The following is a 20,842-nucleotide window of genomic DNA, read 5'->3' as shown; positions in this document are numbered from 1 at the left end:
GCCAGCGGCCGTGCCGTGCTCAGGTGATCCGGAGCTCTTCTGCCTGGACGACGGGATCCTCAAGGCGAGCCGGCTCGCGGAGGCGGCAGGCGAAGATCAATGCCAGGACCGGGAACACGGTCAGCACCGCCAGCATCGTGCGCAGGGACGTCGCATCCGCCAGCGCGCCAAAAGCAGGAGCGAGGACGCCGCCGACGCTCACCGCCAGGCCGAGGGTCACCCCGCTCGCCGTGCCCACCCGGTTGGGCAGGTAGTCCTGCCCGAGCGTGATGTGCAGCGAGAACGGCACGTACAGTGCGATTCCCGCGATGGCGACGAACCCGTACAACGCCGGCCCCGGAACGAGCGCGACCCCGGCGATCGCAAGCACAGCCACGCCGTAGGCACGCCGCATCGTGCGGACCCGTCCCCACCGCCTGGCCAGGCGCCCGCCGAGCACCGTGCCCAAGGCACCGCCGGCGAACAGCACGAACAGCGCGGCGCCGCCCGCCGCCTCCCCGGGATGGACCCGCTGCTGCACGAAGAGCCCCAGGAACGAGCTGAGCCCGATGTAGGAGATCGAGCGCAGTATGACGACCGCTGACAGCACGCGGAAGGCCGGCCAGTCGTCGCGGCCACGTGCCCTCGTCGTGCCGCCCGTGCGCCGCCCGAGCAGCGGCAATGTGATCAGCGTGCCGAGCACCGCCGGCAGGAGCAGGAACGGCGCGGCGGCGAGCCCGCCGGCGGCCAGCACCGGCGTCGCGAGCACCGGAGCGAGCGCGAAGCCGACGTTGCCGCCGAGTGAGAACCAGCTCATCCCCACGTGATCGCCGCCGGTCACCGCGCGGGCCAGCCGGGCGGCCTCCGGATGGTACGCGGCGACCCCGAAGCCGGTCAGCGCGATGGCGGCGAGCGCGAGCGGATAGGACTCGGTCAGCCCGACCAAGGCCACGCCCAGCCCGGCCGCCAGCGTACTGACCGGAACGAGCCACGGCATCGCCCACCGATCGGTCAGCACCCCGAACAGCGGCTGGACCACCGACGACAGCAGCGAGGCGGCCAGCACGAACCCGGACACGCCGAGGTAGCCGTAGTGCCGTTCCGCGACCAAGAACGGGACCAGCACCGGCACGATGCCCTGATAGAAGTCGACGCTCGCATGCCCGACAGGCAGCAGCAGCCGTTTGTTCGCTCCCATGCCCTCAGCGTCGGGCGCCAAGAGGTCTGCTGGCTTCCGATAAACTGCCGAGTAATGTCGATTCCCCGCCACACTCCCGTCGCGCCCACCGGGCTGCGCCGCCTCGACCCAGGGGCCGGGATCGACGCGCATCACCACGATGAGCACCAGATCGTGTATGCAGCACGGGGTGTGCTGTCTGTCACCACCGGCCGGGGCCGCTGGATCGCCCCGGCGACCCAGGCGATCTGGGTGCCCGCCGGCACCGTTCACGCGCACCGCGCGTACGGCCGGACCGACGTGCACCTGGTGGGCCTTCCGATCACCACCAATCCGCTGGGATTGGAGGCCCCCGCCGTGCTCGCGGTCGGGCCGCTGCTCCGCGAGCTGATCATCGAGTACACCGGCGATGCCGGGGATCCCGGCGAACGCGCCCGGCTCCGGGCCGTCCTGCTCGACCAGCTCCGGCATTCCCCGCGGCACCCCGTGCACCTGCCCACCCCCAGCGACACGAGGCTCGCCGCCGTGTGCGCACTGCTGAATGACGACCCCGCCGACAGCCGGACGCTGTCGGAACTCGGTGCCCAGGTCGGTGCCAGTGAGCGCACCCTGTCCCGGCTCTTCCGAGCCGAGCTGCACATGACGTTCCCCCAATGGCGCACCCAGCTGCGCCTGCACCACGCGCTGATCCTGCTGGCCGACCACATCCCGGTCACCACCGTCGCGCACCGCTGCGGCTGGGCCTCGGCGAGCGCGTTCATCGACGTCTTCCGCCGCACGTTCGGCCACACCCCCGGCCGTAACGGCTGAAAGCGGCGCCCTCACCTGGCGTTTTGAGGCCGGGGGTTTGTTTATTCGGAGGGGTGGGGGTACGGGACGGTCATGGCTACCTTGTTGTGGATCATCGCGGTCGTACTGGTGATTTCCGGTATTTACGTGCTGGTCGCCCGCAGGGACATTCTGTGGGGCGCCGTCCTCATCGTCGTCGGGCTGCTGGTCGGCCCCGGCGGCGTCAGCATCTTCAGCTGACGCGGTCGCAGACGACCCGGGTGACGGCTCGTTCCAGGGTGACTTGGTGACCGGCCTCGCCGTGGCCTTGGGGGAGAGGCCACGGCGGGGCTTAGGCCTGCTCTTCACTTGCCGATGAAGCCCTTCGCCTGGAGCCAGGTCTCGGCGACCTTGGCGGCCTCCTTGCCCTTGACGTCGACCTCGCCGTTGAGCTCCTGGAGCATGGGGTCGGTGATGGCCGCCGCGAGCGGGTTGATGATCTTCTCGAGCGCGGCGTGGTCGCGGTGGACCGACTCCCGCACGGTCAGCGCGGGGTTGTAGACCGGGAAGAACTTCTTGTCATCGGTGATGGGCGTGAGATTCAGCGCCTTGATGCGCCCGTCTGTGGTCGTGACCTCGCCGAAAGTGCAGGGATCACGCTTGGCGATCGCGTTGTAGATGGCGCCCTCGGCCAGGGTGGCGAGGGCGCTCTTCGGGAGGGTGAAGCCGTACGACTTCTGGAGGCCGGGCCAGCCGTCGTCGCGGCCCGCGAACTCACTGGCCACGCACATGGAGGCCTTCCCCGGGTCGCTCTTCGCGAGGCGTGCGTAGTCGGAAAGGTTCTTGATGCCGAGCTCCTGCGCGACGGTGGTCTTCACCCCGATGGCGTAGGTGTTGTTGGCCGGCGCCGGGGCCAGCCACTTGACCCGGTTCTTGCTCAGGTCCTGCTGCGCGGCCTCCTGATACTGCCTGGCAGGGTCGTCGATTGGCTTGGTGTTCTTGAGGTAGTTGATCCAGGCCGTTCCTGTGTACTCCCAGTACATATCGATGCTGCCCGACGTCAGGGCGGCCCGGGTCGTGTTGCTGCCCTGGAGCCCGCACTTCTCCCGTACGGTCGCGCCGGCAGAGCGGAGCGCGAGGGCGGTGATCTGGCAGAGGATGAGCTGTTCTGTGAACTCCTTGGACCCGACGGTGAACGAGGCGCCCTTCAACGAGTTTCCCTTGGCGAGGCTGCCTTCCTTGGCGTCGGTGGTCGACGAGCTGAAACAACCCGTGGTGGCGAGAACGAGGGAGCAGGCGGCGATCGGGAGCAGGCGCATGGTGTCTCTCCTCAGCTTGAGCCGGTCAGACGCCGCGAGGGCGCAGGTAGTGCTCGACGATGCCGACCAGCCAGTCGGCGGCCACGGCGAGCACGGCGGTCAGGACACTGCCGGTGAGAAGGATCGGGGTCCGGTTCAGCGCGATCCCGGTGTTGATCAGGTCGCCCAGGCCGCCCGCGTTGGTGAACGCGGCCAGCGTCGCGGTGCCCACGTTCAAGATCACCGCGACGCGGACGCTGGCGAGGATCACCGGGACGGCCAGCGGCAGTTCGACGCGGAACAGCACAGCGGTCTTGGTCAGCCCGATGCCCCGTCCCGCGTCGATGAGGGACCGGTCGACGCCCTGGAGGCCGACCATGGTGTTGCGGAGCACCGGGAGCGCGGACACGAGGACGAGCGCGACCACCGCGGGCCGGAAACCTATGCCGACCGTCACGGCGAGGAGCACGAGCACCCCCACCGACGGCACGGCCTGCCCGACGTTGGCCAGTGCCAAGAACGGCGTGGCCAGCCAGCGCAGCCGTGGCCGGGTCAGCACGATGCCGAGCGGGATCGCCAGCGCGAGGACCAGCACGGTGGACACCGCCACCAGCTGGATGTGCTCGATGAACCGCTGGACGATGATGTCCTGGTTGATGGCACGGCGCTCGATGTCGTCGAGGTCTTGGCTCTGCAGGTAGACCGCGAGCGCCGCGCACGCCACGACCAGGAAGAGCGGCGTCACCAGCATGCCGAGCGCGGAACGGCCGCCGCTCCGGTCCTCGTCGCGCTGGTCGAGCATGGACGTGACGGTCATCGGCGGCCGCCGGTCACGTCCGCCGGGCCCGCCGGGTGAGGCGACTCCTGCACGATCGTCGACCAGGAGAGCCGGCCGACGGGCGTGCCGTCCTGGCCTGTGACGATCGCGGCGTCGTCGCCGGCGCGGAGCATGACGTCCAGCGCCTCGTACAGGCTCTGGTCCACCCGTACCGTCGCCGTGCCGGGAGCTGTGCCGGAAGCAGGGTCGCCGGCCGCCGGTTCGAGGTCGATGGAGCCGACCGGCACGAGCCGCAACCGGCGCATCGCGGCGCCCGATCCGACGAACGAGGCCACGAACTCGTCGGCGGGCTCGCCAAGGATCGCGGCGGGGGTGTCGTACTGGACGAGCTGCGCCTGCTGGCCCAGCATCGCGATGCGGTCGCCGAGCTTGAGCGCCTCGGTGAGGTCGTGCGTCACGAGCACGATGGTCTTGCCGATCTGGGCCTGCAACTCCAGGAACGCGTCCTGCAGCCGTTCCCGCGTGATCGGGTCGATGGCCCCGAACGGCTCGTCCATCAACATCGCGGGCGGGTCGGCGGCCAGCGCGCGGGCGACCCCGACGCGCTGCTGCTGCCCACCCGACAGCTCCTTGGGATGGCGGCGGCGGAACGTCCCGGGTTCGAGCCCTACCAGGTCGAGCAGCTCGTCGACACGGGACCGGATCCGTTTCTTGTCCCAGCCGAGCGCCCGGGGAACGAGCCCGATGTTGTCGGCGATCGTCATGTGGGGGAACAGCCCGACCTGCTGGATGACGTACCCGATCCGGCGGCGCAGCTGGTCGGGGTCGACCCGGGTGACGTCCTCGCCGTTGAGGAAGATCCGGCCTGCGGACGGTTCGATCAGGCGGTTGATGAGGCGGAGCGTGGTCGTCTTCCCGCAGCCCGACGGGCCCAGCAGAACGACGATCTCGCCGTCCCGGACGCTGAGCGACAGGTCGGCGACCGCGGGCGCGGCCTGCCCGGGGTAACGCTTGCTCACCCCGTCGAGCCGGATCATCTCCTTCGGTTCGGTCATCGGATGCCCCTGGAGGTGGTGAGCCGGAACAGGACGACGAACAGCAGGTCCAGGGCCAGCGCCAGCAGGGCGACGCCCAGCGTGCCGGCGAGCGTGTCGTTCAGCGCGTTGGCCCCTCCGATGCGGGCCAGGCCGCCGAAGATGAGCTCGCCGAGGCCAGGCCCGGCGACCGCGGCGGCGATGGCCGCGATGGCGACGGTCATGATCGTGGAGACGCGCACGCCGGTGAGCACGACCGGCCACGCCAGAGGGAGGCGGACCCGCAGCATGACCCGGGCACGGCCCAGGCCCATGCCGCGGGCCGCCTCCTCCACGGCGCCCGGCACCGACTCGAGGCCGGTGATGGTGTTGCGCAGAATCGGGAAGACGGCGTAGAGGACCAGGGCGGTGATGGTCGGGGCCAGACCCAGCCCGAAGAGCGGGATGAGGAGGCCGAACAACGCGAGCGAGGGAACGGTGAGCATCGTGCCGGTGAGCCCGAGTGCCAGCCTGCTGGCCCGGGGCCGCCCCTCGACCGCGATCCCGAGGCCGATCCCGATCGCGGCCGCGATGGCGACCGCGAGCAGGACGACCTGGGCGTGTTCGGCGGTCATCTGGGCGATCGTCGGCCAGCGATCAGCGAGGTATTCGGAGAAGGACATCGCTGCCTCCTGTGGGGGGTCGCTTCGAGCCTTACCCACGGGTGATCAGTCCTACAAGCGATGCCCTCGCGGCTCCTGGCACAAGAGACAGGCCGTCCGGTCCGTTACATCGTCCGTTGCTGTGCCTTGTGGCGGCGGGCGGCGACAGCGGAACCCGACTCACGCCGCGCCATGCGCCGGAGCACGATCGGCGCCAGCAGGAGGCCGGCGAGCGCCCACACACCCAGCATGGCCGCCGTCTCCAGGTGCCGCCAGGAGTCGCCGATCTCGGCGGCGGCCATCGCGTCCGGCAACATCGCCGAGCGCAGGCCGAGGCCCAGCCAGTAGAGCGGGAACGCCTGGGCGACCCACTGCAGCCATTCGGGGAACGAGCTGACCGGATAGAACACGCCCGAGATGCTCATCAGACCCATGATGGGCAACCCCACGAAGCCGGCCCCCTGCGCGGTGTCGAAGAGAGAGCCGAGGATCGCGCCGATCGGCAATACCGCGACGAGGCCGAGTGCGAGAACCCAGATGAGCGTCAACCATGACGATGCCTCGCCCAGCCGCAGGCCGTCGAAGAGGAACGCGACAGGGACGAGAGGGACGAGCAGCCCGACGACTGCCGTCCCCGCACGGCTGAGGACCTTGCCGGTGAGGTAGCCGACCATGCCGTTCGGCGTCGCCTTGGCTCGCAGGAGGGTGCCGTCCTCACGGTCCATGGTCAGGGAGATGGCCAGCATCATCATCCCGGCGAAGACGACGTTCGCCCCCAGGATGCCGGGTGTGGACTGGGTGCCGAGCGAGAACCCGGTGCCCGGCACCGCGTTGTCCCGCAGCACGTACATGACGACCAGCGCGATGACGGGGAAGAACATCACCGACCAGAGGTCCTGCGGGCTGGTCGTGATCTGCCGGAACTCGATCCGGCCGCGCTGCAGGCCCGCGCGGAGCGCGGCGGCGTGCGGGCTCATCGGGCCACCTCCGTCAGCTCGCGCGGCGCCTCGGTGCGCCGCCCGGACTCGAACTCCTGCACCAGCGTCATGTAGACGTCCTCCAAGTTGCTCCTTCGGATCTCCAGATCGCGGATGTCCTCGCCGTCCTTGGCGAACAGCTCGCGCACGTGGCCTGTCGCGTCCTCGACCACGTCGACATGGTGCTCGCCGCCCTTGCTGTAGCGGACCTCGGCCTTGCCCGAGAGCTGTTCCGTCAACGCCGCCGCGCTGCCGTCGGCCACGATGAGCCCGCCCGCGAGGATCAGGATCCGGTCGGCGAGCCGTTCCGCCTCGTCCAGGTCGTGGGTGGTGAGCAGGATCGAGGTGGCCTCCAGACCGGCCAGGCGCCGCACCAGCTCATGGAACTCGCGCCTGGCCTGCGGGTCGAAGCCGACGGTCGGCTCGTCGAGGAACAGCACGTCCGGCCGGCCGGCGAGGCCGATGGCCACGTCGAGCCTGCGGCGCTGCCCGCCGGAGAGGGTCGCGATGACCGCGTCCGCCCGGTCGGACAGCCCGACGAGTTCCAGCAGCTCGCCGGCACCGTACGGGCGGGGGCGTTGCGGCGTGGTGTACGGGGCGTAGTAGCGGCCGAGGTGGTCGAGGAGCTCGCGGACCCGCCACCTGCCGTGGTCGCGCCACGACTGCAGCACGATGCCCAGGCGTGCGCGCCACGCCTCGTCGCCGTCGTCCGGGTCGACGCCCAGCACGCGCACGTCACCGGACGAACGCCGCCGGAAACCTTCCAGGATCTCGATCGTTGTCGTTTTGCCCGCGCCATTCGGCCCCAGGAGCGCCACCACTTCGCCTTGACCGACATGGAGGTCCACTCCATGCAGCACATCGACGGTTCCGTAGCGCATCCGCAGGCCTCGGGTCGCGATGGCGGGCGTACCGTTTTCACCTGCATTCATACCTTCAAGTTTGTCATTGAACAACGCATTTGAGAGTTTGAGCGATTCTCGTCCACATAGCATGGGCAGATGGCTGCCAAACCCTCAAATAGCGGTGTGAGGTCCAGGGAAGCGGGCGGACAGGTGCGGCTGCGCCCCGTGGACCTGGCGCGGATCGTGGGCGTCTCCACCCAGCAGATCCGCAACTACGCCGACGCGGGCATCCTGCCGCCGACCGAGCGGACGGCCGCCGGCTACCGCAGATTCGAGACCCGGCACCGCGAGGCCATGCTCACCTACCGGGTGATGGCGAAGGGATTCGGATGGGACGCCGCCCGTTCGATCATGCAGGCCCTGCACGCGGACGGCCTTCCGGCGGCCCTCACGATCGTCGACGCCCGCCATGCCGGCCTCCATGAGCAGCGGTTGTCCCTGCACGCCGCGGCCGAGGCACTCGAAGCGGTCGCAGGGCAGACATCGGAGATGCCAGGTCCGCCGAGTTCCGCCATGCGCATCGGAGAGGTAGCCGCATACCTCGGCGTGCGCACGTCGGCTCTGCGGGTGTGGGAGTCCGCAGGATTGCTGATGCCCCAGCGTGAGGCGGGCACGGGCTACCGCCGCTACGGCGCCGCCGACGTTCGGGACGCCCGCATGGTCAACATGCTCCGGCAGGGCCGCTATCCGCTGCCCCAGATCAGAGCCGTCCTCGACGGCCTGCGCCGCACCGGCAGCACGGCAGAGCTGCGCGCCGCCATCGCCGAACGCCACGCGGCACTGGACAGAACGTCGGCGGCCATGCTGGAGGGCGCCGCCCGCCTGCACCGCTATGTCACCGAGGACCTGTCTGTCACCGAGGATCCGCGTGTCACCGAGGACCTGCCGGACCCGTCAGGTAGCGCGTGAGCATGTCGACCAGCTCGTTCTCGAACCGCTCGGCGTCCTGGAGACGGCCGCCCGGATGGCTGTGGGCGACGAAACGGTGGACCAGCGACTCGATGGCGCTCACCACCAGGCGCGCGGCCATCGGGACATCGGCGACGGTCACCCGCGGATCGGCGGTGAGCAGCTCGCATGCCGCGGCGACGGCCTTCTCCTCGGCCGCGTGGAGGAACTCCAGGAGCTCTGGCGGGCGGGGCGCCTGCTCGAACAGCACCCGGTGAAGGGCGGGGTCGTCGCGGTGGTTGTCGATGGCCGCGCGGACGAAGAGCCGGATCTTGTCCTCGAGCGTGTCCGGCAGCGGGCCGCCCGCCAGGTGCCGTTCGATGGTCGCGATCCCGTCGCGGGCGTGCGCGGTGGCCAGCTCGACGAGCATGGCGTCCTTGTTCGGGAAGTACTGATACAGCGAGCCGATCGAGTGTCCCGCCGCCTCGGCGATGCGGTTGGTGGTGCCGGCGGCGTACCCGTGCTCGGAGAAAACGCGAGCAGCCGCCGCCAGCAGCCGTTCCCGGGTCTCGACGGCGCGCTGCTGGCCCGGCTCCTTCCTGGGCCGCAGCCGTTTGTCCGGCACGGTCGTGACCTCCGTGAAAGCGAGTAGCGGACAAGCCGAGTAATTGCTCACAATCGTGGCGAGGCAAGCGTAACCGCCGAACCCGATTCCCGCCTTGGAGGTCGTCGTGGCCGTGTCCGCATTGGTGATCTATCTGGTCTGGGCGCTCCTGGCGTTCGGCCTGCGGAGCTGGGTGCAGCGGCGCCGCACCGGCGACGCGGGATTCCGCGGCACAGGCCTGGACCCGCGCACGGCACAGTGGCGGGTCCGTGCGTTGTTCGCCGGTGCCGTGCTCACCGGCTTCGCCGGTCCGGTCGCCGAACTCGCCGGGCTGGCAGCCGTCGGCGTGCTCGACCACCCGGCGGTGCGCGGCGGGGGACTGGTCGTGGCCGTCGCGGGTGTGGCCGCGACGGTGGCGGCCCAGTGGTCCATGGGTGCGTCCTGGCGGATCGGCGTCGACGAACGCGAGCGAACCGAGCTGGTCACGACCGGCGCGTTCACCCTGGCCCGGAACCCCATCTTCACCGCCATGATCGCCACCAGCGCCGGGCTGGCCGCCATGGTGCCCAACCTGATCGCCCTGGTCGCCCTCGCCCTCACGGTCGTCGCGATCGAACTCCAGGTCCGGGTCGTGGAGGAGCCCTACCTGGCACGCGTCCATGGCGACGCCTACGCGCGCTATGGCGCCGACGTCGGCAGGTTCGTGCCCTGGATGGGCCGCCTCCACAGCTCGCGGCCGTCGGCTTGAGCGGGTGGCTCGGCGCCCAGCAGCGCGCTGATCGTGGGGATCACGTCGATCGTGCGCGGGGCGAAGGGCGCCCGCAGGGGCACACCGGAGCCCGCGATGACGAGCGGCACCCGCATTTCAGCGAGCGTGGCGTGCGCGCCCTTCTCCGTGCCGGCCGGTGGCATGGCCGAGGGCGGCACGAAGGACCACGGACGGCGCGCTTCGAGGACGAAGTCGCCCTCGCTCGGTGCCGCGTGCAGCCGTCGCAGGTCCGCACGGTCGTGGACGCGTGCGATCTGCCGCGTACGGGCGAACAGGCGGCGGAGCTCGCCGCGCCGGCCGGTCGCGGAGCCGCGCAGGTGGACGGCGGCGGCCCGTTCGTTCTCGGCGAGGATGACCTCGGTCTCCGGCCGGGGCGACTGGCCCCGGAAGACGATCTCGGCTCGGAAGCCCGCCGACGCGAGCCTGGCCAGCAGCCGGTCGTGCATCGTCTTGCTGAACGCGGTCATGCCGTGGTCAGACGTGACCACGAACGCGGTGTCGCCGAAGGTCCCGGCGTCGCGGGTCGCCTGGACGATCCCGCCGAGGTAGGTGTCGAACCTCTCCAGCAGCGCCGGGAGCCGTGGCGACCGGGGGCCCTCGGCATGGCCGAGCGTGTCGGCCTCGGAGCAATAGACGGCTAGGAAGGCGGGCACCTCAGGGACGGTCACCAGGGTGTTGCCGGAACGCACCGGTTGCCGCCGGATGATCCGCGCGGCGTTCTCGGAGTTGCCCTCACACGACGACTCCTGGGTGTAAAGCCGTGCCGGGTCGCCGTAGTAGGCGCCCTTGTTCTCGACGATGTACCAGCCCGCCGACGCGATCGTGCGGCCCTGGCGGGTGAGGCTCTCGGCGATGTTCTCCGCGTCGATCGTGCGGTTCTGACCGGTGATGACATTGCTCACGGGGTCGTAAACATAGGCCGAGTTGTGGTGGGTCGACGGAAAGGCACCCGTGGCGAGCGAGGCGCGGTTGGGGTTCGAGATCGCGCGGTAGGTGCCGGTCGCGAAGGACAGGCTGCCCCGCTTGCGCAGTGCGTCAAGGTGGGGCATCGAAGCGCGGCGCAGGTACGACGGATCGATCCCGTCCCAGTCGATGAGCACCACATGCCGGGCCCGCGGTCCCTCCGCGATCGCGGCGACGGGGGACAGGGAAACCGTCACAGCGGTCACCGCGCTGACAGCGGTGACCGAGCTGAGCAAGGCCCGAGACATGGGGGGTCCCTTCGTACGGCTCAGCAGGCGTGGCCGGCTTCGCGGGCCGCCTTCTCGGCGGCGTCGAGCTTGCGTTCCACGAGGTCGAGGCCGCGATCCCAGAAGCCGGGATCGGCGAGGTCGATGCCGACGATCCGGCCGAGCTCCTCAGGGCTGCGCGACCCGCCCGCCCGGAGCAGGTCGAGGTACCTGGGCGCGAACGCCTCCCCCTCCGCCTCGTACCGCCCGTACACCGCCAGCGCGAGCAGCTGCCCGTACGCGTAGGCGTACACGTACCCGGGCGTGGCGATGAAGTGGGGCACGTACGACCACCACGTCCGGTAGCCCTCGGTGACCTCGACGGCGTCGCCGAGCATCTCCTGCTGCGACGCCGCCCACAGCTCGCCGAAGCGCTCGACCGACAGCTCCCCCTCCTCGCGCCGGTACGTGTGCACGAGGTGTTCGAAGCGGTTCATCGCGACCTGGCGGAAGACGGTCAGGATGGAGCCCTCGACCGACTCCGCCAGGAGCGCGAGCCGCGACTCCGGTGTGGGTGCGCGTTCCAGCAGGCGCCCGAAGACCAGCGTCTCGCCGAAGACCGACGCGGTCTCGGCCAGCGTCAGCGGCGTCGCCATGTGAAAGATGCCCTGCTCCGCGCCCAACGCCGCGTGGACCCCATGCCCGAGCTCGTGCGCGAGAGTGAGCACGTCGCGGCGGAGGTGCGTGTAGTTGAGGAGCACGTAGGGATGGACGCGCGGCGAGCCGTACGAGCAGAACGCGCCGCCGCGCTTGCCAGGCCGGACGGGTGCGTCGATCCAGCGTTCGTCGTGGAAACGCCTGACGATGGCGCCGAGCTCGGGTGAGAAGTCCGCGTAGGTCTCGTTGACGAGCTCGCGGGCCTCGTGCCATGGCACCCGCTCCTCGTCCCGGGTGACCGCGGCCATGCGGTCGTAGTCGGCGAGCCTGCCGAGGCCGAGCAGCCGCGCCTTGAGCCGGTACCAGCGGCGTGGCAGCTCGTAGCGGCCGCGCACGGCCTCGATGAGCGCTCGCACCGATTCGTCTGTCGCCTCGTTCGCGAGGTTGCGGGAGGCGAGCCAGTGCGGGTAGGAGCGCAGGCGGTCGTCGGTCGCCTTGTCGGCGAGCAGCATGTTGAACGCGTAGGCGCGGGTGCGCAGACCGGGCTGGAGCGCGGCGCTCACCCGTCCGGCGGTGTCGCGCCTTACGTCACGGTCGGGGGAGTAGAGGCCCGCGAACGCGGTTTCGAGTGCGACCGGCCCCTCCTCCAGCTCGACCTGGATCGCCGCCCGCTGCTCATCGAACAGCCGCACCCACGCGCTGCGCCCGGACACCGCCTTCTCAGCGAGGATCTTCTCCTCCGCCTCGTTCAGCAGATGCGGGCGATGGCGCCGTGCGGTGACGAGGTGATGGCGGACGAAGCCGAGACCGTCGGCCGCCAGCAGTTCCTCGGCCTTCGCATCGGGCAGCGCCGCCCATTCGAGCTGGAAGAACACCAGCGCCGTCTCGATCCCCGTGCGCTTCTCCTCGACCCGTTGCAGCAGCGCGCCGCGTGCGGGGTCGGCCGTGTCGATCGAGAACGAGAGGTGCGCGTACGTTCCGGCACGCGCGACGAGCTCCTTGATCTCGCCCAGCTCCGTGGCGGCGCCGACCAGTCCCGGCCCGTCCAGCTCACCGACCGTGCCGGCGTACTGGGCGGCGAACGCGTCGGCGCGGCGCCGGGCCTCGCCGAGGAGGGCATCGACCGCGGACGCCGGGTCGCCGGCGCCCGCGATCAGATGGCCGAGATCCCAGGAGACCTCATCGGGCTCGGGGTCATGAGGGTCATGAGGTGTCATGGTTCCTCAGGTGTCATGGTTGCTCGGACTCAGCTCGCGAGCCGCGGAAAGGCGACGGGGCTGCGAAGCCCCTGGCGGTCGACGGCGCGCAGGCCGAACTGGACGTTGTCCTTGGCGAGATCGATGGTGGCCGTGGTGGCGTCGCCGACGTCGATGCGGTGGGTCCAGTCCGCCGCCGTGGTCTCCCGCCAGACGACCTCGTATCCGGTGAGACCGGGGTCGGTGCCGCGATCCCAGGTGAGCGTGGTGCTGTTGGTCAGGAGCGCCGAGACGATCTGCACGTTCTTGGGGGTGCCGGGGCCCTGGGCCAGCGACCACAGGGCGGCGCCGTTCACCTTGGCGACGCGCACCATGTAGTCGAAGTCGACGAACTGGACGAGGTCGCCGAACTGGACTCCGTTCTCGATCCGGACGTCCTGGTGCTCGTGGTTGTAGTTCTCCCTCGGCTCGGTGAACCTCGCCGCCGGGTAGCTCTGCCTCAGGAACGAAATGTGGTCGCTGCCGCGCAGGTAACGGTCGCGACGCCAGATCACCCGTACTCTCATGCCGGTCTGCTCGTTCTGCGCGACGTTCTGCACGAAGCGCGCGAGCTGGCGGGACGGCCCGTCGTTCTCACCGCCGATCGACTGCCGGACCGACGCCTCGGCCGGCGTCTCGGTGGTCGGCACACCCTCCACGAAAAGCCGCACGGTGTGGGGATCGGGCCGCGTGCCGTCCCAGGCCCGGCTCGCGCCGACGATGTCGTTGCTGAACATGCCCTGCACGTCCGCACCGGACTCCTTCATCCGGGCGGCCATGTGGGCTGAGCCGTAGAGACCCTGTTCCTCGCCGGAGACCGCGGCGAACACCAGCGTGCCCCGCGTGCGGCGGGTCGCGAACAGGCGGGCGAGCTCCATCACGACGGCGACCCCCGACGCGTCGTCATCGGCGCCCGGCGCGTCGCCGGTGGCGTTCATGACGTCCGTGACGCGGGAGTCGAGATGCCCGGTGATCACGTACACCCGCTCGGGCGAGGCGTCACCGCGGAGCGTGGCGATGACGTTGGTGATGGTGGTCGGCGCCGGTATACGCGGCGAGACGGGCTGCACGAACGACTGTTTCTGCACGGTCATGCGGCCGCCTGAGGCCGCAGCGGACTCCTGCATCCGCGCGTACACCCATTCGGTGGCCGCGCCGATGCCGCGTGCGGGATCGTCCTGGCTGGACAAGGTGTGCCTGGTGCCGAAGCCGACCAGCCGCTTGACGGTGGCGGTGATCCGGTTCCGGTCTATCTCCCGCAGCAGGTCTCGCAGGTCCTTGCCAGGCCGCTGGGGGGCGATGGGCCGGCCGGGCCCGGGAGCGGGTGCCTGGCCGGCATCCGCGGACGCGTGGTCCGCGAAGAGGGGAGTCGAGGCGGCGGTGACGGCGGAGGCGGAAAGGAACGCACGGCGGCTGGAGCCTGTGCGCCCGTGAGCGTCACGTTTCTCCATGCACCGAACCAATACGACATTCAGCCACAAGTCCACCACCAGATCCCGGTATCTCTCAGCTGACCGGATCCGGGCGGCCCCCTGCGTGGCCGGTCCCGCTCGAGCGGAGCAGGTGGGCCCCTCGCCTGCCCGAGGAGGGCGCGTTCACACCACCCAGGAGACCCCGGCGCGAGAGGCCGCCATATTGACGTCTGAGAACCGTCGCGAGTCCACCTGCGAGAGCGGGATCATGAGCCTTCCCTTCTGAATTGCCATTTCCGAGGCTATCGGCGGAGGCCGACATGGCGGAACGGTAAGAAAGGCTTAGGCGGAAGGGACCAGAAAAGGCGAGGCCTGCGCGGAAGGGTCCGGAAACGGGCTGCTCGGGCGAACGAGACGACAGGTCCAATGCGCACAAGACCGTACGATCGACCATATCTTTGCATGTCGGCAGGTTAATTTCGGCCCATCTTGAACATACACTCATCATCCGATGGCCGGGTGCCAGAATATGCGCCATAATGATCACGGAGTGGAACGTGGGCGAAAACCTCCTGCCACTTACGAACGAGGATGGCGGAGATCGCGAAACCGCCGAGATGCTGATCATTCGAATGTCCGCCCGCGCGCTCATCCGGGAGGCCGCCGGTCATGTGCGGAGCCTCAACAACGTCATCGAGAGGCTGGAGCGCCTCGTCGGCCCCGACGCCGGGCCGGAGGTCACCGTGCCGTTCCAGCGCCCGGGCGCCGGCAAATGCGAGCACGAGCACGAGGACGAGGCCGCGGTGGCGGCGCGCTCGGAAGCGGTCGACAAGCTCACCGTGCGCGAGAGGGACGTGGTGGATCTGCTCGTCCAGGGCCTCTCGAACCGGCTCATAGCGCGGGCCCTCCGCATCTCCGAGCCGACCGTGAAGAACCACCTCCACGCCATCTTCCTCAAGCTGGAGGTCGCCGACCGTACCCAGGCGATCGCGAAGGTCCTCGGCACCGCCCCTCCGGAGGGCGTGCGGAGGATAAGCGGTTGATCTTCCCACCGTGCCCGGGCCAGGGCGATGCGGATGATCCTCCCGTGCCCGGCTAGGCGTCGGCGGAGGTGCCGGGGAGTCCCTCCAGTCCCTCCATGGCCTCGCGGATCATGGCGCGGCTCGCCGGGGGAGGCAGGGCGACCTTCTCAAGGAGGCGCCAGGTGCCGGTGAGATCGCCGTAGGCGAGGTCGATGCCGAGCGCGCCATGGACCATCGACACCCGGTCATCGAGATGGGGGAACTCCATCACGTCGAACGCGCCCTCCAGCCCGGCGTGGGCGCCCACGCTCATCGGGATGACGCGCACGGTCGCCCGGGCGTCCTCGGACAGCGCGATCAGGTGGCCGAGCTGGTCCCGCATGACCACCGGCCGCGGCGCCGGCCGCGTGATCGCGGTCTCGTCCACGATGACGTCGAGGACCCGCTGCCGTCCGCCGGGCCGGTGCCGCTGCCGGTTGTCCAGCAGGTCCCACTCGCGGTCCACGTCGACGCCGGGGACCTGGTATTCGAGGCACATCCGCGCGTACGCCTCGGTCCGGACCAGCTCAGGCAGGACGAGGATGCCGTACGTGTGGATGACCGGCGACTCGGACTCCAGCGTGAGGAGGTCGCGGACCAGCGCCTTGATCCGCCCGGCGTGCCCGGCGAGCCAGGGCGGGCCGGCCTGGCGGGTCGCCAGGTCGAGGAGCACGGTCCGGATCCGGTGCTGGGGTACCTCGTACCGGTCGAGCGTCAGCCGCACCTGCTCGGGAGTGACCTGCTCGAATCCGGTCTCGAGGCGGATGAGCCAGGTGACCTCGCAGCCCACCACCTCGGCTGCCTCGTCGTAGGAGAGCCGGAGCGCCTCCCGGATCTGCCGGAAGTGCCGCCCCAGCCTGCGGGCGTTGATGTTCGGGGCTCGGTAGTCGACCGCCATGACTGACCTCCTCAGCCAGTGTCGGTCACACTGAGCGACGCCGTCCCACAAATGGGTGAAGAGGTGCCCGCTATCCAGGATGGATCTCGCCTCCGGCCGGGACGAGGTTCTGGCCGGTGTAGTACGACGACAACCTGTTGCTGGCGAAGAAGACGTAGGACGGCGCGATCTCGTCGGGCTGGGCAGGCCGTCCCATGGGTGCCTGCTCCCCGAAGCCCTCCACCCGGTCCGAGTCGAACGTGGCCGGGATCAGCGGGGTCCAGACCGGGCCCGGCGACACGCAGTTGACCCGGATGCCGCGTTCCAGCAGGGACTGCGCCATCGACTGGCCGAACGTCATGGCCGCGGCCTTGCTCGCCGAGTAGTCGATGAGGCTCTTGTTGCCGCGCAGCCCGTTGATCGACCCGGTGATGACGATCGACCCGCCGTCGGGCAGGTGGTCCAGCGCGGCCTGCACGGTCCAGAAGAGGCTGTAGACGTTGACGCGGAACGTGCGGTCGAGGTCACGGGTGTCGATCTCCCGCACGTCCTTGACGGGTTCCTGGGTGCCGTGGTGGAGCACGAGCACATCGACGCCGCCCAGCTCCTGGACCGTTCGCGTGACGGCGTCCCGGCAGTGCCCCTCGTCGGCCATGTCCCCGCCCAGCGTGAGGCACCGGCGCCCCTCGGCCTCGACCAGGCCGGCCGTGTGCCGGGCGTCGGCGTCCTCTTCGAGGTAGGTGATCGCCACGTCGGCGCCCTCCTTGGCGAACGCCGCCGCGACCGCCCGGCCGATCCCCGAATCGCCGCCGGTGATCAGCGCCCGCCTGCCCGCGAGGAGCCCGCGCCCTTCGTAGCCGCGCATCTCGTCGTGCGGCTCCGGCTCCATCTCGCCGGTCACGCCTGGATACGGCTGGCTCTGGCCGGGAGGTCCGCCCATGACATCCCCTCGTGGTCGCTGCTGATTCCGCAGTCGCCCTACCCCGATTACGGCCGTCAAACGTGTTCTCGCACACCATTTGCCCTGCATAAGGGCCAGATGGCCGGGTAGGCGAGGAGAAATCCACCCAGCAGAAAAAGGGATGATGATCATGCCTGATCCCCAGCAGCCTGAGATGCGGCGGTCGGAACAGACGGCGGTGACCGAGGACGCCGTTCCCGAGGCCGCCGATCCGAAGAAGACGGGCGGCAAGGGGCATGCCCACGGCACCGACAAGGGCGACAAGGGCGGCGGCGAGGGCGGTGGTGTCCCGCCCGATCAGCAGCCCCCGCATCCGGCGTAGCCGGGTGACCGAGGTGAGCGCGGAGGGCGCCTGAGCCCCGGCCGAGCGGCTGAGTCCTGACCGATCCGCTGACCCCTCCTGATCAGGTTCTGAAGAAGAGATCCCGGTAGTCCCGCCTGGAGGTGAACCTCCAGGCGGGGTGACGTCCGTACAGGGGATGAGCCGGTGCTTCGGTGAACTGACAGGGGAGACGATGCGTGATCAAGACATGAAGCTGACAGAAGTGGCCGAATCGGGCCTGACCACCCGCCGGGGCATGTTCCGCGCAGTCGCGTTCCAGGACCCGATCGACCGGCACGAGCACATGGCCCTGGTCTTCGGCGAGACGAGCCAGCACCAGGACGTCCTGGTCCGGATGCATTCCGAGTGCATGACGGGAGACATCTTCGGCGCGATGCGCTGCGAGTGCGGGGAACAGCTCAACGCGGCGCTGGACGCGATCGTCAGCGAGGGCGCCGGCGTCCTGGTGTACCTGCGGGGGCACGAGGGCCGCGGCATCGGCCTGGTCGCGAAGGTCCGCACCCACATCCTCCAGGACGAGCAGGGACTCGACACGATCGACTCCGCGACAACGCTCGGGCTGCCCGTGGACGTGCGCGACTACGGCCCGGCGGCCCGCGTGCTGGACTACCTGGGCATCCCCTCGGTGCGCCTGATGTCCAACAACCCGGAAAAGGTGAGCGCCCTCGAGTCGTACGGGATCACGGTGGCGGCGCGCGTCCCGATCCTGGCGCCCGCGCACGCCGGCAACATCGCCTACCTCACGGCCAAGCGCGACCGGCTCGGGCACGACCTGCCGCAGATCGCCCGCGACAACGTGGGAGGTGCGTGTGGCTGAGCAGAACGGCCAGGGGCACCTGCTGCCCGTCGCCCGCGCGGCCGTGGCGCTGGGACGCGACATCGTCCGGACGCGCGCGCCGCTGTCGGTGACGCCGAAGGGCGACCGCGACATGGTGACCGATGTCGATCTGGCAGTCGAAGACGCGGTCCGGGCGTTCCTGACGAGGGAGACCCCGGAGATCGGGATCCTGGGCGAGGAACACGGCCACTCCGGCGCCGCCGAAGGCTCGTTGTGGTGGGCCTTGGACCCGGTGGACGGGACCGCGAACCTCGCGCGAGGCATCCCGCTGTGCGCGGTCTCTCTCGCGCTCGTCGACGGGCTGCGGGGAGTGCTCGCGGCGATCGAGCTGCCGTTCCTGGACGTGGGTTACAGCGCGGCCGAGGGCCAGGGCGCCTATGCGGGAGACCAACGCATCCACGTCTCGGGCGTCACCGACCTGCCCGACGCCATGATCTCCATAGGTGACTTCGCGCTGGGCGGGAGCCCGGAGGCCGAGGCGAAGAACCGGATCCGCCTCGCGTTGCTGAGCAGCATGGGCGCGCGTGCCCAGCGGATCCGGATGATCGGAACGGCGGCGATCGACCTGGCGTGGGTGGCGCAGGGCCGCCTCGACGCGACGGTCATCCTGTCGAACCAGCCCTGGGACACGATGGCGGGCGTGCTCCTCGTCCGCGAGGCGGGTGGGATCGTCCTTGATCGCGACGGCACCGACCACACGGCCGGGTCGGCGGCAACGATCGCCATGACGCCCGGGCTGCAGGCCGAACTCATGGCGAGCCTCGGGAGTTCCTATGCGGCCGCATGATGCCTGGCAGCTCGCGGGTAGCGGCGCGCAGCCGGCCCTCCTGGGGTTCCTGTGGGCGGGCTTCGGCCTGAGCCCGGCGGCGTGGCTGGCCGGAACCGCCTATGCCGTGAGCCTGCCCACCCTGCTCACCCTCGCGCGGCGGCGAGCGGGACGCCGCCGGCTGGGACCGGCCGATCGCGTCACTTTCGCTCGTGCGGTTCTCGTCGGCGGCGTCACCGCGCTCGTCGTGGACGGTGCCGTCCACGGCGCGGTGGAGGGCGCGGCACTCGCGATCCTCGTGGTGCTCGCCTCCGTGGCGCTCGTCCTGGACGGGGTCGACGGGCAGGTCGCCCGGCGGACCGGAACGGTCTCCCCGCTCGGCGCGCGGTTCGACATGGAGGTCGACGCCTTCCTCATCCTGGTGCTGAGCGTCCACGTGGCGTTCGTCGCGGGGCCCTGGGTGCTGGCGATCGGAGCCATGCGGTACGTGTTCGTCGTGGCCGCGTGGATCATGCCGTGGCTGCGTGCGGAGCTGCCACCGAGCCTCGCCCGCAAGGCCGTCGCCGCGCTGCAGGGGGTCGCGCTCGTCGTGGCAGGTGCCGGAGTGCTTCCCGTGTTGGCCGCGAGCGCCCTTGCCGGGCTGGCGCTGATGGCTCTCGTGTGGTCGTTCGGACGCGACGTCGCCTGGCTGCGGCGTGCGTCCCTGACTCCGGAGGGTGAGGATGGAACGCGTCGCACGCGCATTCTGGCTGCGGTCTCCTGAGCAGGGCGAGATCCGGGCGACCGGGCTCCCCGAGACAGGTCCGGACGAGGTTCTGGTCCGGACGCTGTATTCGGGAGTGAGCCGGGGCACGGAGACGCTGGTCTTCCAGGGCCGTGTGCCCGAGAGCCAGTACGAGGTGATGCGGGCCCCCTTCCAGGACGGCGCCTTCCCCGCGCCCGTCAAGTACGGCTATCTCAACGTCGGCGTGGTCGAGGAGGGACCGCCCGGACTCCTCGGCCGGACCGTGTTCAGCCTCTACCCGCACCAGACCCGCTTCGTCGTCCCCGCGAACGCCGTGACGATCGTTCCCGACGCGGTGCCACCCGAAAGGGCGGTGCTGACCGGGACCGTGGAGACCGCCGTGAACGCGTTGTGGGACGCGGCGCCGCTGGTGGGGGACCGGATCGCCGTCGTCGGGGCCGGCATGGTCGGCTGCGCCGTCGCCAGGCTGCTCGCCGGTCTTCCCGGCGCGCGGGTCCAGCTGGTGGACATCGATCCGGAACGCGAGGCCGTCGCCAAGCAGTTCGGCGTCCCGTTCACCTCGCCCGAGCAGGCGGAGGGGGAATGCGACCTGGTGCTGCACGCCAGCGCCACCGAGGCCGGGCTCGTCCGTTCCCTGGAGCTGCTCGCCCGGGAAGGCGAGGTCATCGACCTCAGCTGGTACGGCGACCAGCGGGTGGCCGTGCCGCTGGGGGAGGACTTCCACTCCCGCCGTCTCTCCGTCCGCAGCAGCCAGGTGGGTTCGGTCTCCCCGGCGCGACGCGCCCGGCGGACCCACGCCGACCGCCGGGCGCTGGCGCTCGACCTGCTCACCGACCCCGCGTACGACGCGCTCATCACCGGCGAAAGCGACTTCGAGGACCTGCCGGACGTGCTCTCCCGGCTGGCCTCCGGCGCGCTGCCCGCCCTGTGTCACCGCATCGCTTACAGCTGAGAGGAACA

The 20,842-nt window shown here is 70.3% G+C and carries 23 protein-coding genes; 10 read left to right on the top strand and 13 right to left on the bottom strand.

Features of this window, described 5'->3' with window-relative positions; all coding sequences use genetic code 11:
• Positions 1 to 19 precede the first annotated feature (19 nt).
• Positions 20 to 1,177 (bottom strand): MFS transporter, encoded by a 1,158-nt coding sequence (locus ACH34W_RS42030; RefSeq protein WP_395966798.1) that lies wholly within the window; start codon positions 1,175 to 1,177, stop codon positions 20 to 22.
• 54 nt (positions 1,178 to 1,231) lie between these two features.
• Here ACH34W_RS42030 and ACH34W_RS42025 point away from each other — a divergent pair, with 54 nt between their 5' ends.
• Positions 1,232 to 1,966 (top strand): AraC family transcriptional regulator, encoded by a 735-nt coding sequence (locus ACH34W_RS42025; RefSeq protein ID WP_395966797.1) that lies wholly within the window; start codon positions 1,232 to 1,234, stop codon positions 1,964 to 1,966.
• A 72-nt stretch (positions 1,967 to 2,038) separates the two neighbouring features.
• Entirely contained in the window at positions 2,039 to 2,185 is a 147-nt protein-coding gene (locus ACH34W_RS42020) for a GPGG-motif small membrane protein (RefSeq protein WP_395966796.1), read from the top strand.
• Positions 2,186 to 2,289: 104 nt separating this feature from the next.
• On the opposite strand, the gene ACH34W_RS42015 is transcribed toward ACH34W_RS42020, so the two are convergent.
• The 6 genes from ACH34W_RS42015 to ACH34W_RS41990 all read right to left on the bottom strand — a co-directional run bounded on the left by ACH34W_RS42015 (position 2,290) and on the right by ACH34W_RS41990 (position 7,584).
• Positions 2,290 to 3,243, bottom strand: a complete 954-nt coding sequence (locus tag ACH34W_RS42015; RefSeq protein WP_395966795.1) for a glycine betaine ABC transporter substrate-binding protein — start codon at positions 3,241 to 3,243, stop codon at positions 2,290 to 2,292.
• A gap of 25 nt (positions 3,244 to 3,268) precedes the next feature.
• Positions 3,269 to 4,039, bottom strand: coding sequence for an ABC transporter permease (locus tag ACH34W_RS42010; RefSeq protein ID WP_395966794.1), 771 nt, complete (start codon positions 4,037 to 4,039; stop codon positions 3,269 to 3,271).
• Positions 4,036 to 5,055 (bottom strand): ABC transporter ATP-binding protein, encoded by a 1,020-nt coding sequence (locus ACH34W_RS42005; RefSeq protein ID WP_395966793.1) that lies wholly within the window; start codon positions 5,053 to 5,055, stop codon positions 4,036 to 4,038. Before ACH34W_RS42005 ends, ACH34W_RS42010 begins: the two co-directional genes overlap by 4 nt.
• Positions 5,052 to 5,696, bottom strand: a complete 645-nt coding sequence (locus ACH34W_RS42000; protein ID WP_395966792.1) for an ABC transporter permease — start codon at positions 5,694 to 5,696, stop codon at positions 5,052 to 5,054. The genes ACH34W_RS42005 and ACH34W_RS42000 overlap by 4 nt, the downstream gene beginning before the upstream one ends.
• 104 nt (positions 5,697 to 5,800) lie before the next feature.
• Positions 5,801 to 6,652 (bottom strand): ABC transporter permease, encoded by an 852-nt coding sequence (locus ACH34W_RS41995; RefSeq protein ID WP_395966791.1) that lies wholly within the window; start codon positions 6,650 to 6,652, stop codon positions 5,801 to 5,803.
• Positions 6,649 to 7,584 carry an ABC transporter ATP-binding protein gene (locus tag ACH34W_RS41990; RefSeq protein ID WP_395966790.1) on the bottom strand — a complete coding sequence of 312 codons (936 nt, stop codon included), beginning with the start codon at positions 7,582 to 7,584 and terminating at the stop codon, positions 6,649 to 6,651. Before ACH34W_RS41990 ends, ACH34W_RS41995 begins: the two co-directional genes overlap by 4 nt.
• A 96-nt stretch (positions 7,585 to 7,680) precedes the next feature.
• Here ACH34W_RS41990 and ACH34W_RS41985 point away from each other — a divergent pair, with 96 nt between their 5' ends.
• Positions 7,681 to 8,466, top strand: a complete 786-nt coding sequence (locus ACH34W_RS41985; RefSeq protein WP_395966789.1) for a MerR family transcriptional regulator — start codon at positions 7,681 to 7,683, stop codon at positions 8,464 to 8,466.
• Here the strand turns inward: ACH34W_RS41985 and ACH34W_RS41980 are convergent.
• Positions 8,429 to 9,070, bottom strand: a complete 642-nt coding sequence (locus ACH34W_RS41980; RefSeq protein ID WP_395966788.1) for a TetR/AcrR family transcriptional regulator — start codon at positions 9,068 to 9,070, stop codon at positions 8,429 to 8,431. The two genes, ACH34W_RS41985 and ACH34W_RS41980, sit on opposite strands and share 38 nt — an antisense overlap.
• A gap of 106 nt (positions 9,071 to 9,176) precedes the next feature.
• Here ACH34W_RS41980 and ACH34W_RS41975 point away from each other — a divergent pair, with 106 nt between their 5' ends.
• On the top strand, positions 9,177 to 9,797 hold the full coding sequence (locus tag ACH34W_RS41975; protein ID WP_395966787.1) for a methyltransferase family protein: 621 nt from the start codon (positions 9,177 to 9,179) through the stop codon (positions 9,795 to 9,797).
• Here the strand turns inward: ACH34W_RS41975 and ACH34W_RS41970 are convergent.
• Genes ACH34W_RS41970 through ACH34W_RS41960 form a run of 3 tightly spaced genes read right to left on the bottom strand, consistent with a single transcriptional unit; the run spans position 9,728 to position 14,330 of the window.
• Complete coding sequence (locus tag ACH34W_RS41970; protein WP_395966786.1) at positions 9,728 to 11,029, bottom strand: alkaline phosphatase family protein; 1,302 nt, start codon at positions 11,027 to 11,029, stop codon at positions 9,728 to 9,730. The genes ACH34W_RS41975 and ACH34W_RS41970 overlap by 70 nt on opposite strands.
• A gap of 20 nt (positions 11,030 to 11,049) precedes the next feature.
• Positions 11,050 to 12,861, bottom strand: coding sequence for a M3 family oligoendopeptidase (locus ACH34W_RS41965; protein ID WP_395966785.1), 1,812 nt, complete (start codon positions 12,859 to 12,861; stop codon positions 11,050 to 11,052).
• A gap of 29 nt (positions 12,862 to 12,890) precedes the next feature.
• Positions 12,891 to 14,330, bottom strand: coding sequence for a M28 family metallopeptidase (locus ACH34W_RS41960; RefSeq protein WP_395966784.1), 1,440 nt, complete (start codon positions 14,328 to 14,330; stop codon positions 12,891 to 12,893).
• 578 nt (positions 14,331 to 14,908) lie between these two features.
• Between ACH34W_RS41960 and ACH34W_RS41955 the strand changes: the two genes are divergently transcribed.
• The gene (locus tag ACH34W_RS41955; RefSeq protein WP_395966783.1) at positions 14,909 to 15,334 is read left to right on the top strand and encodes a LuxR C-terminal-related transcriptional regulator; all 426 of its coding nucleotides are present in this window, start codon (positions 14,909 to 14,911) and stop codon (positions 15,332 to 15,334) included.
• A gap of 52 nt (positions 15,335 to 15,386) precedes the next feature.
• Here the strand turns inward: ACH34W_RS41955 and ACH34W_RS41950 are convergent, their stop codons facing one another.
• Positions 15,387 to 16,250 carry a helix-turn-helix domain-containing protein gene (locus tag ACH34W_RS41950; RefSeq protein WP_395966782.1) on the bottom strand — a complete coding sequence of 288 codons (864 nt, stop codon included), beginning with the start codon at positions 16,248 to 16,250 and terminating at the stop codon, positions 15,387 to 15,389.
• 70 nt (positions 16,251 to 16,320) lie between these two features.
• Positions 16,321 to 17,169: an SDR family oxidoreductase gene (locus tag ACH34W_RS41945; RefSeq protein ID WP_395966781.1), complete on the bottom strand. Its 849-nt coding sequence runs from the start codon at positions 17,167 to 17,169 to the stop codon at positions 16,321 to 16,323.
• Positions 17,170 to 17,320: 151 nt separating this feature from the next.
• Between ACH34W_RS41945 and ACH34W_RS41940 the strand changes: the two genes are divergently transcribed.
• The 5 genes from ACH34W_RS41940 (at position 17,321) to ACH34W_RS41920 (ending at position 20,834) form a co-directional block, all read left to right on the top strand.
• On the top strand, positions 17,321 to 17,512 hold the full coding sequence (locus ACH34W_RS41940; protein ID WP_395966780.1) for a hypothetical protein: 192 nt from the start codon (positions 17,321 to 17,323) through the stop codon (positions 17,510 to 17,512).
• A 208-nt stretch (positions 17,513 to 17,720) separates the two neighbouring features.
• On the top strand, positions 17,721 to 18,350 hold the full coding sequence (ribA, locus tag ACH34W_RS41935) for a GTP cyclohydrolase II (RefSeq protein WP_395966779.1): 630 nt from the start codon (positions 17,721 to 17,723) through the stop codon (positions 18,348 to 18,350).
• Positions 18,343 to 19,158, top strand: a complete 816-nt coding sequence (locus ACH34W_RS41930) for an inositol monophosphatase family protein (RefSeq protein ID WP_395966778.1) — start codon at positions 18,343 to 18,345, stop codon at positions 19,156 to 19,158. Before ribA ends, ACH34W_RS41930 begins: the two co-directional genes overlap by 8 nt.
• On the top strand, positions 19,145 to 19,900 hold the full coding sequence (locus ACH34W_RS41925) for a CDP-alcohol phosphatidyltransferase family protein (protein WP_395966777.1): 756 nt from the start codon (positions 19,145 to 19,147) through the stop codon (positions 19,898 to 19,900). Before ACH34W_RS41930 ends, ACH34W_RS41925 begins: the two co-directional genes overlap by 14 nt.
• Positions 19,860 to 20,834: a zinc-binding alcohol dehydrogenase gene (locus tag ACH34W_RS41920; RefSeq protein ID WP_395966776.1), complete on the top strand. Its 975-nt coding sequence runs from the start codon at positions 19,860 to 19,862 to the stop codon at positions 20,832 to 20,834. Before ACH34W_RS41925 ends, ACH34W_RS41920 begins: the two co-directional genes overlap by 41 nt.
• Positions 20,835 to 20,842 lie beyond the last annotated feature (8 nt).

Source organism: Actinomadura sp. 6N118, from assembly GCF_044326415.1.
Lineage (GTDB): Bacteria > Actinomycetota > Actinomycetes > Streptosporangiales > Streptosporangiaceae > Spirillospora.
This window is presented reverse-complemented; position numbering and strand designations above follow the sequence as displayed.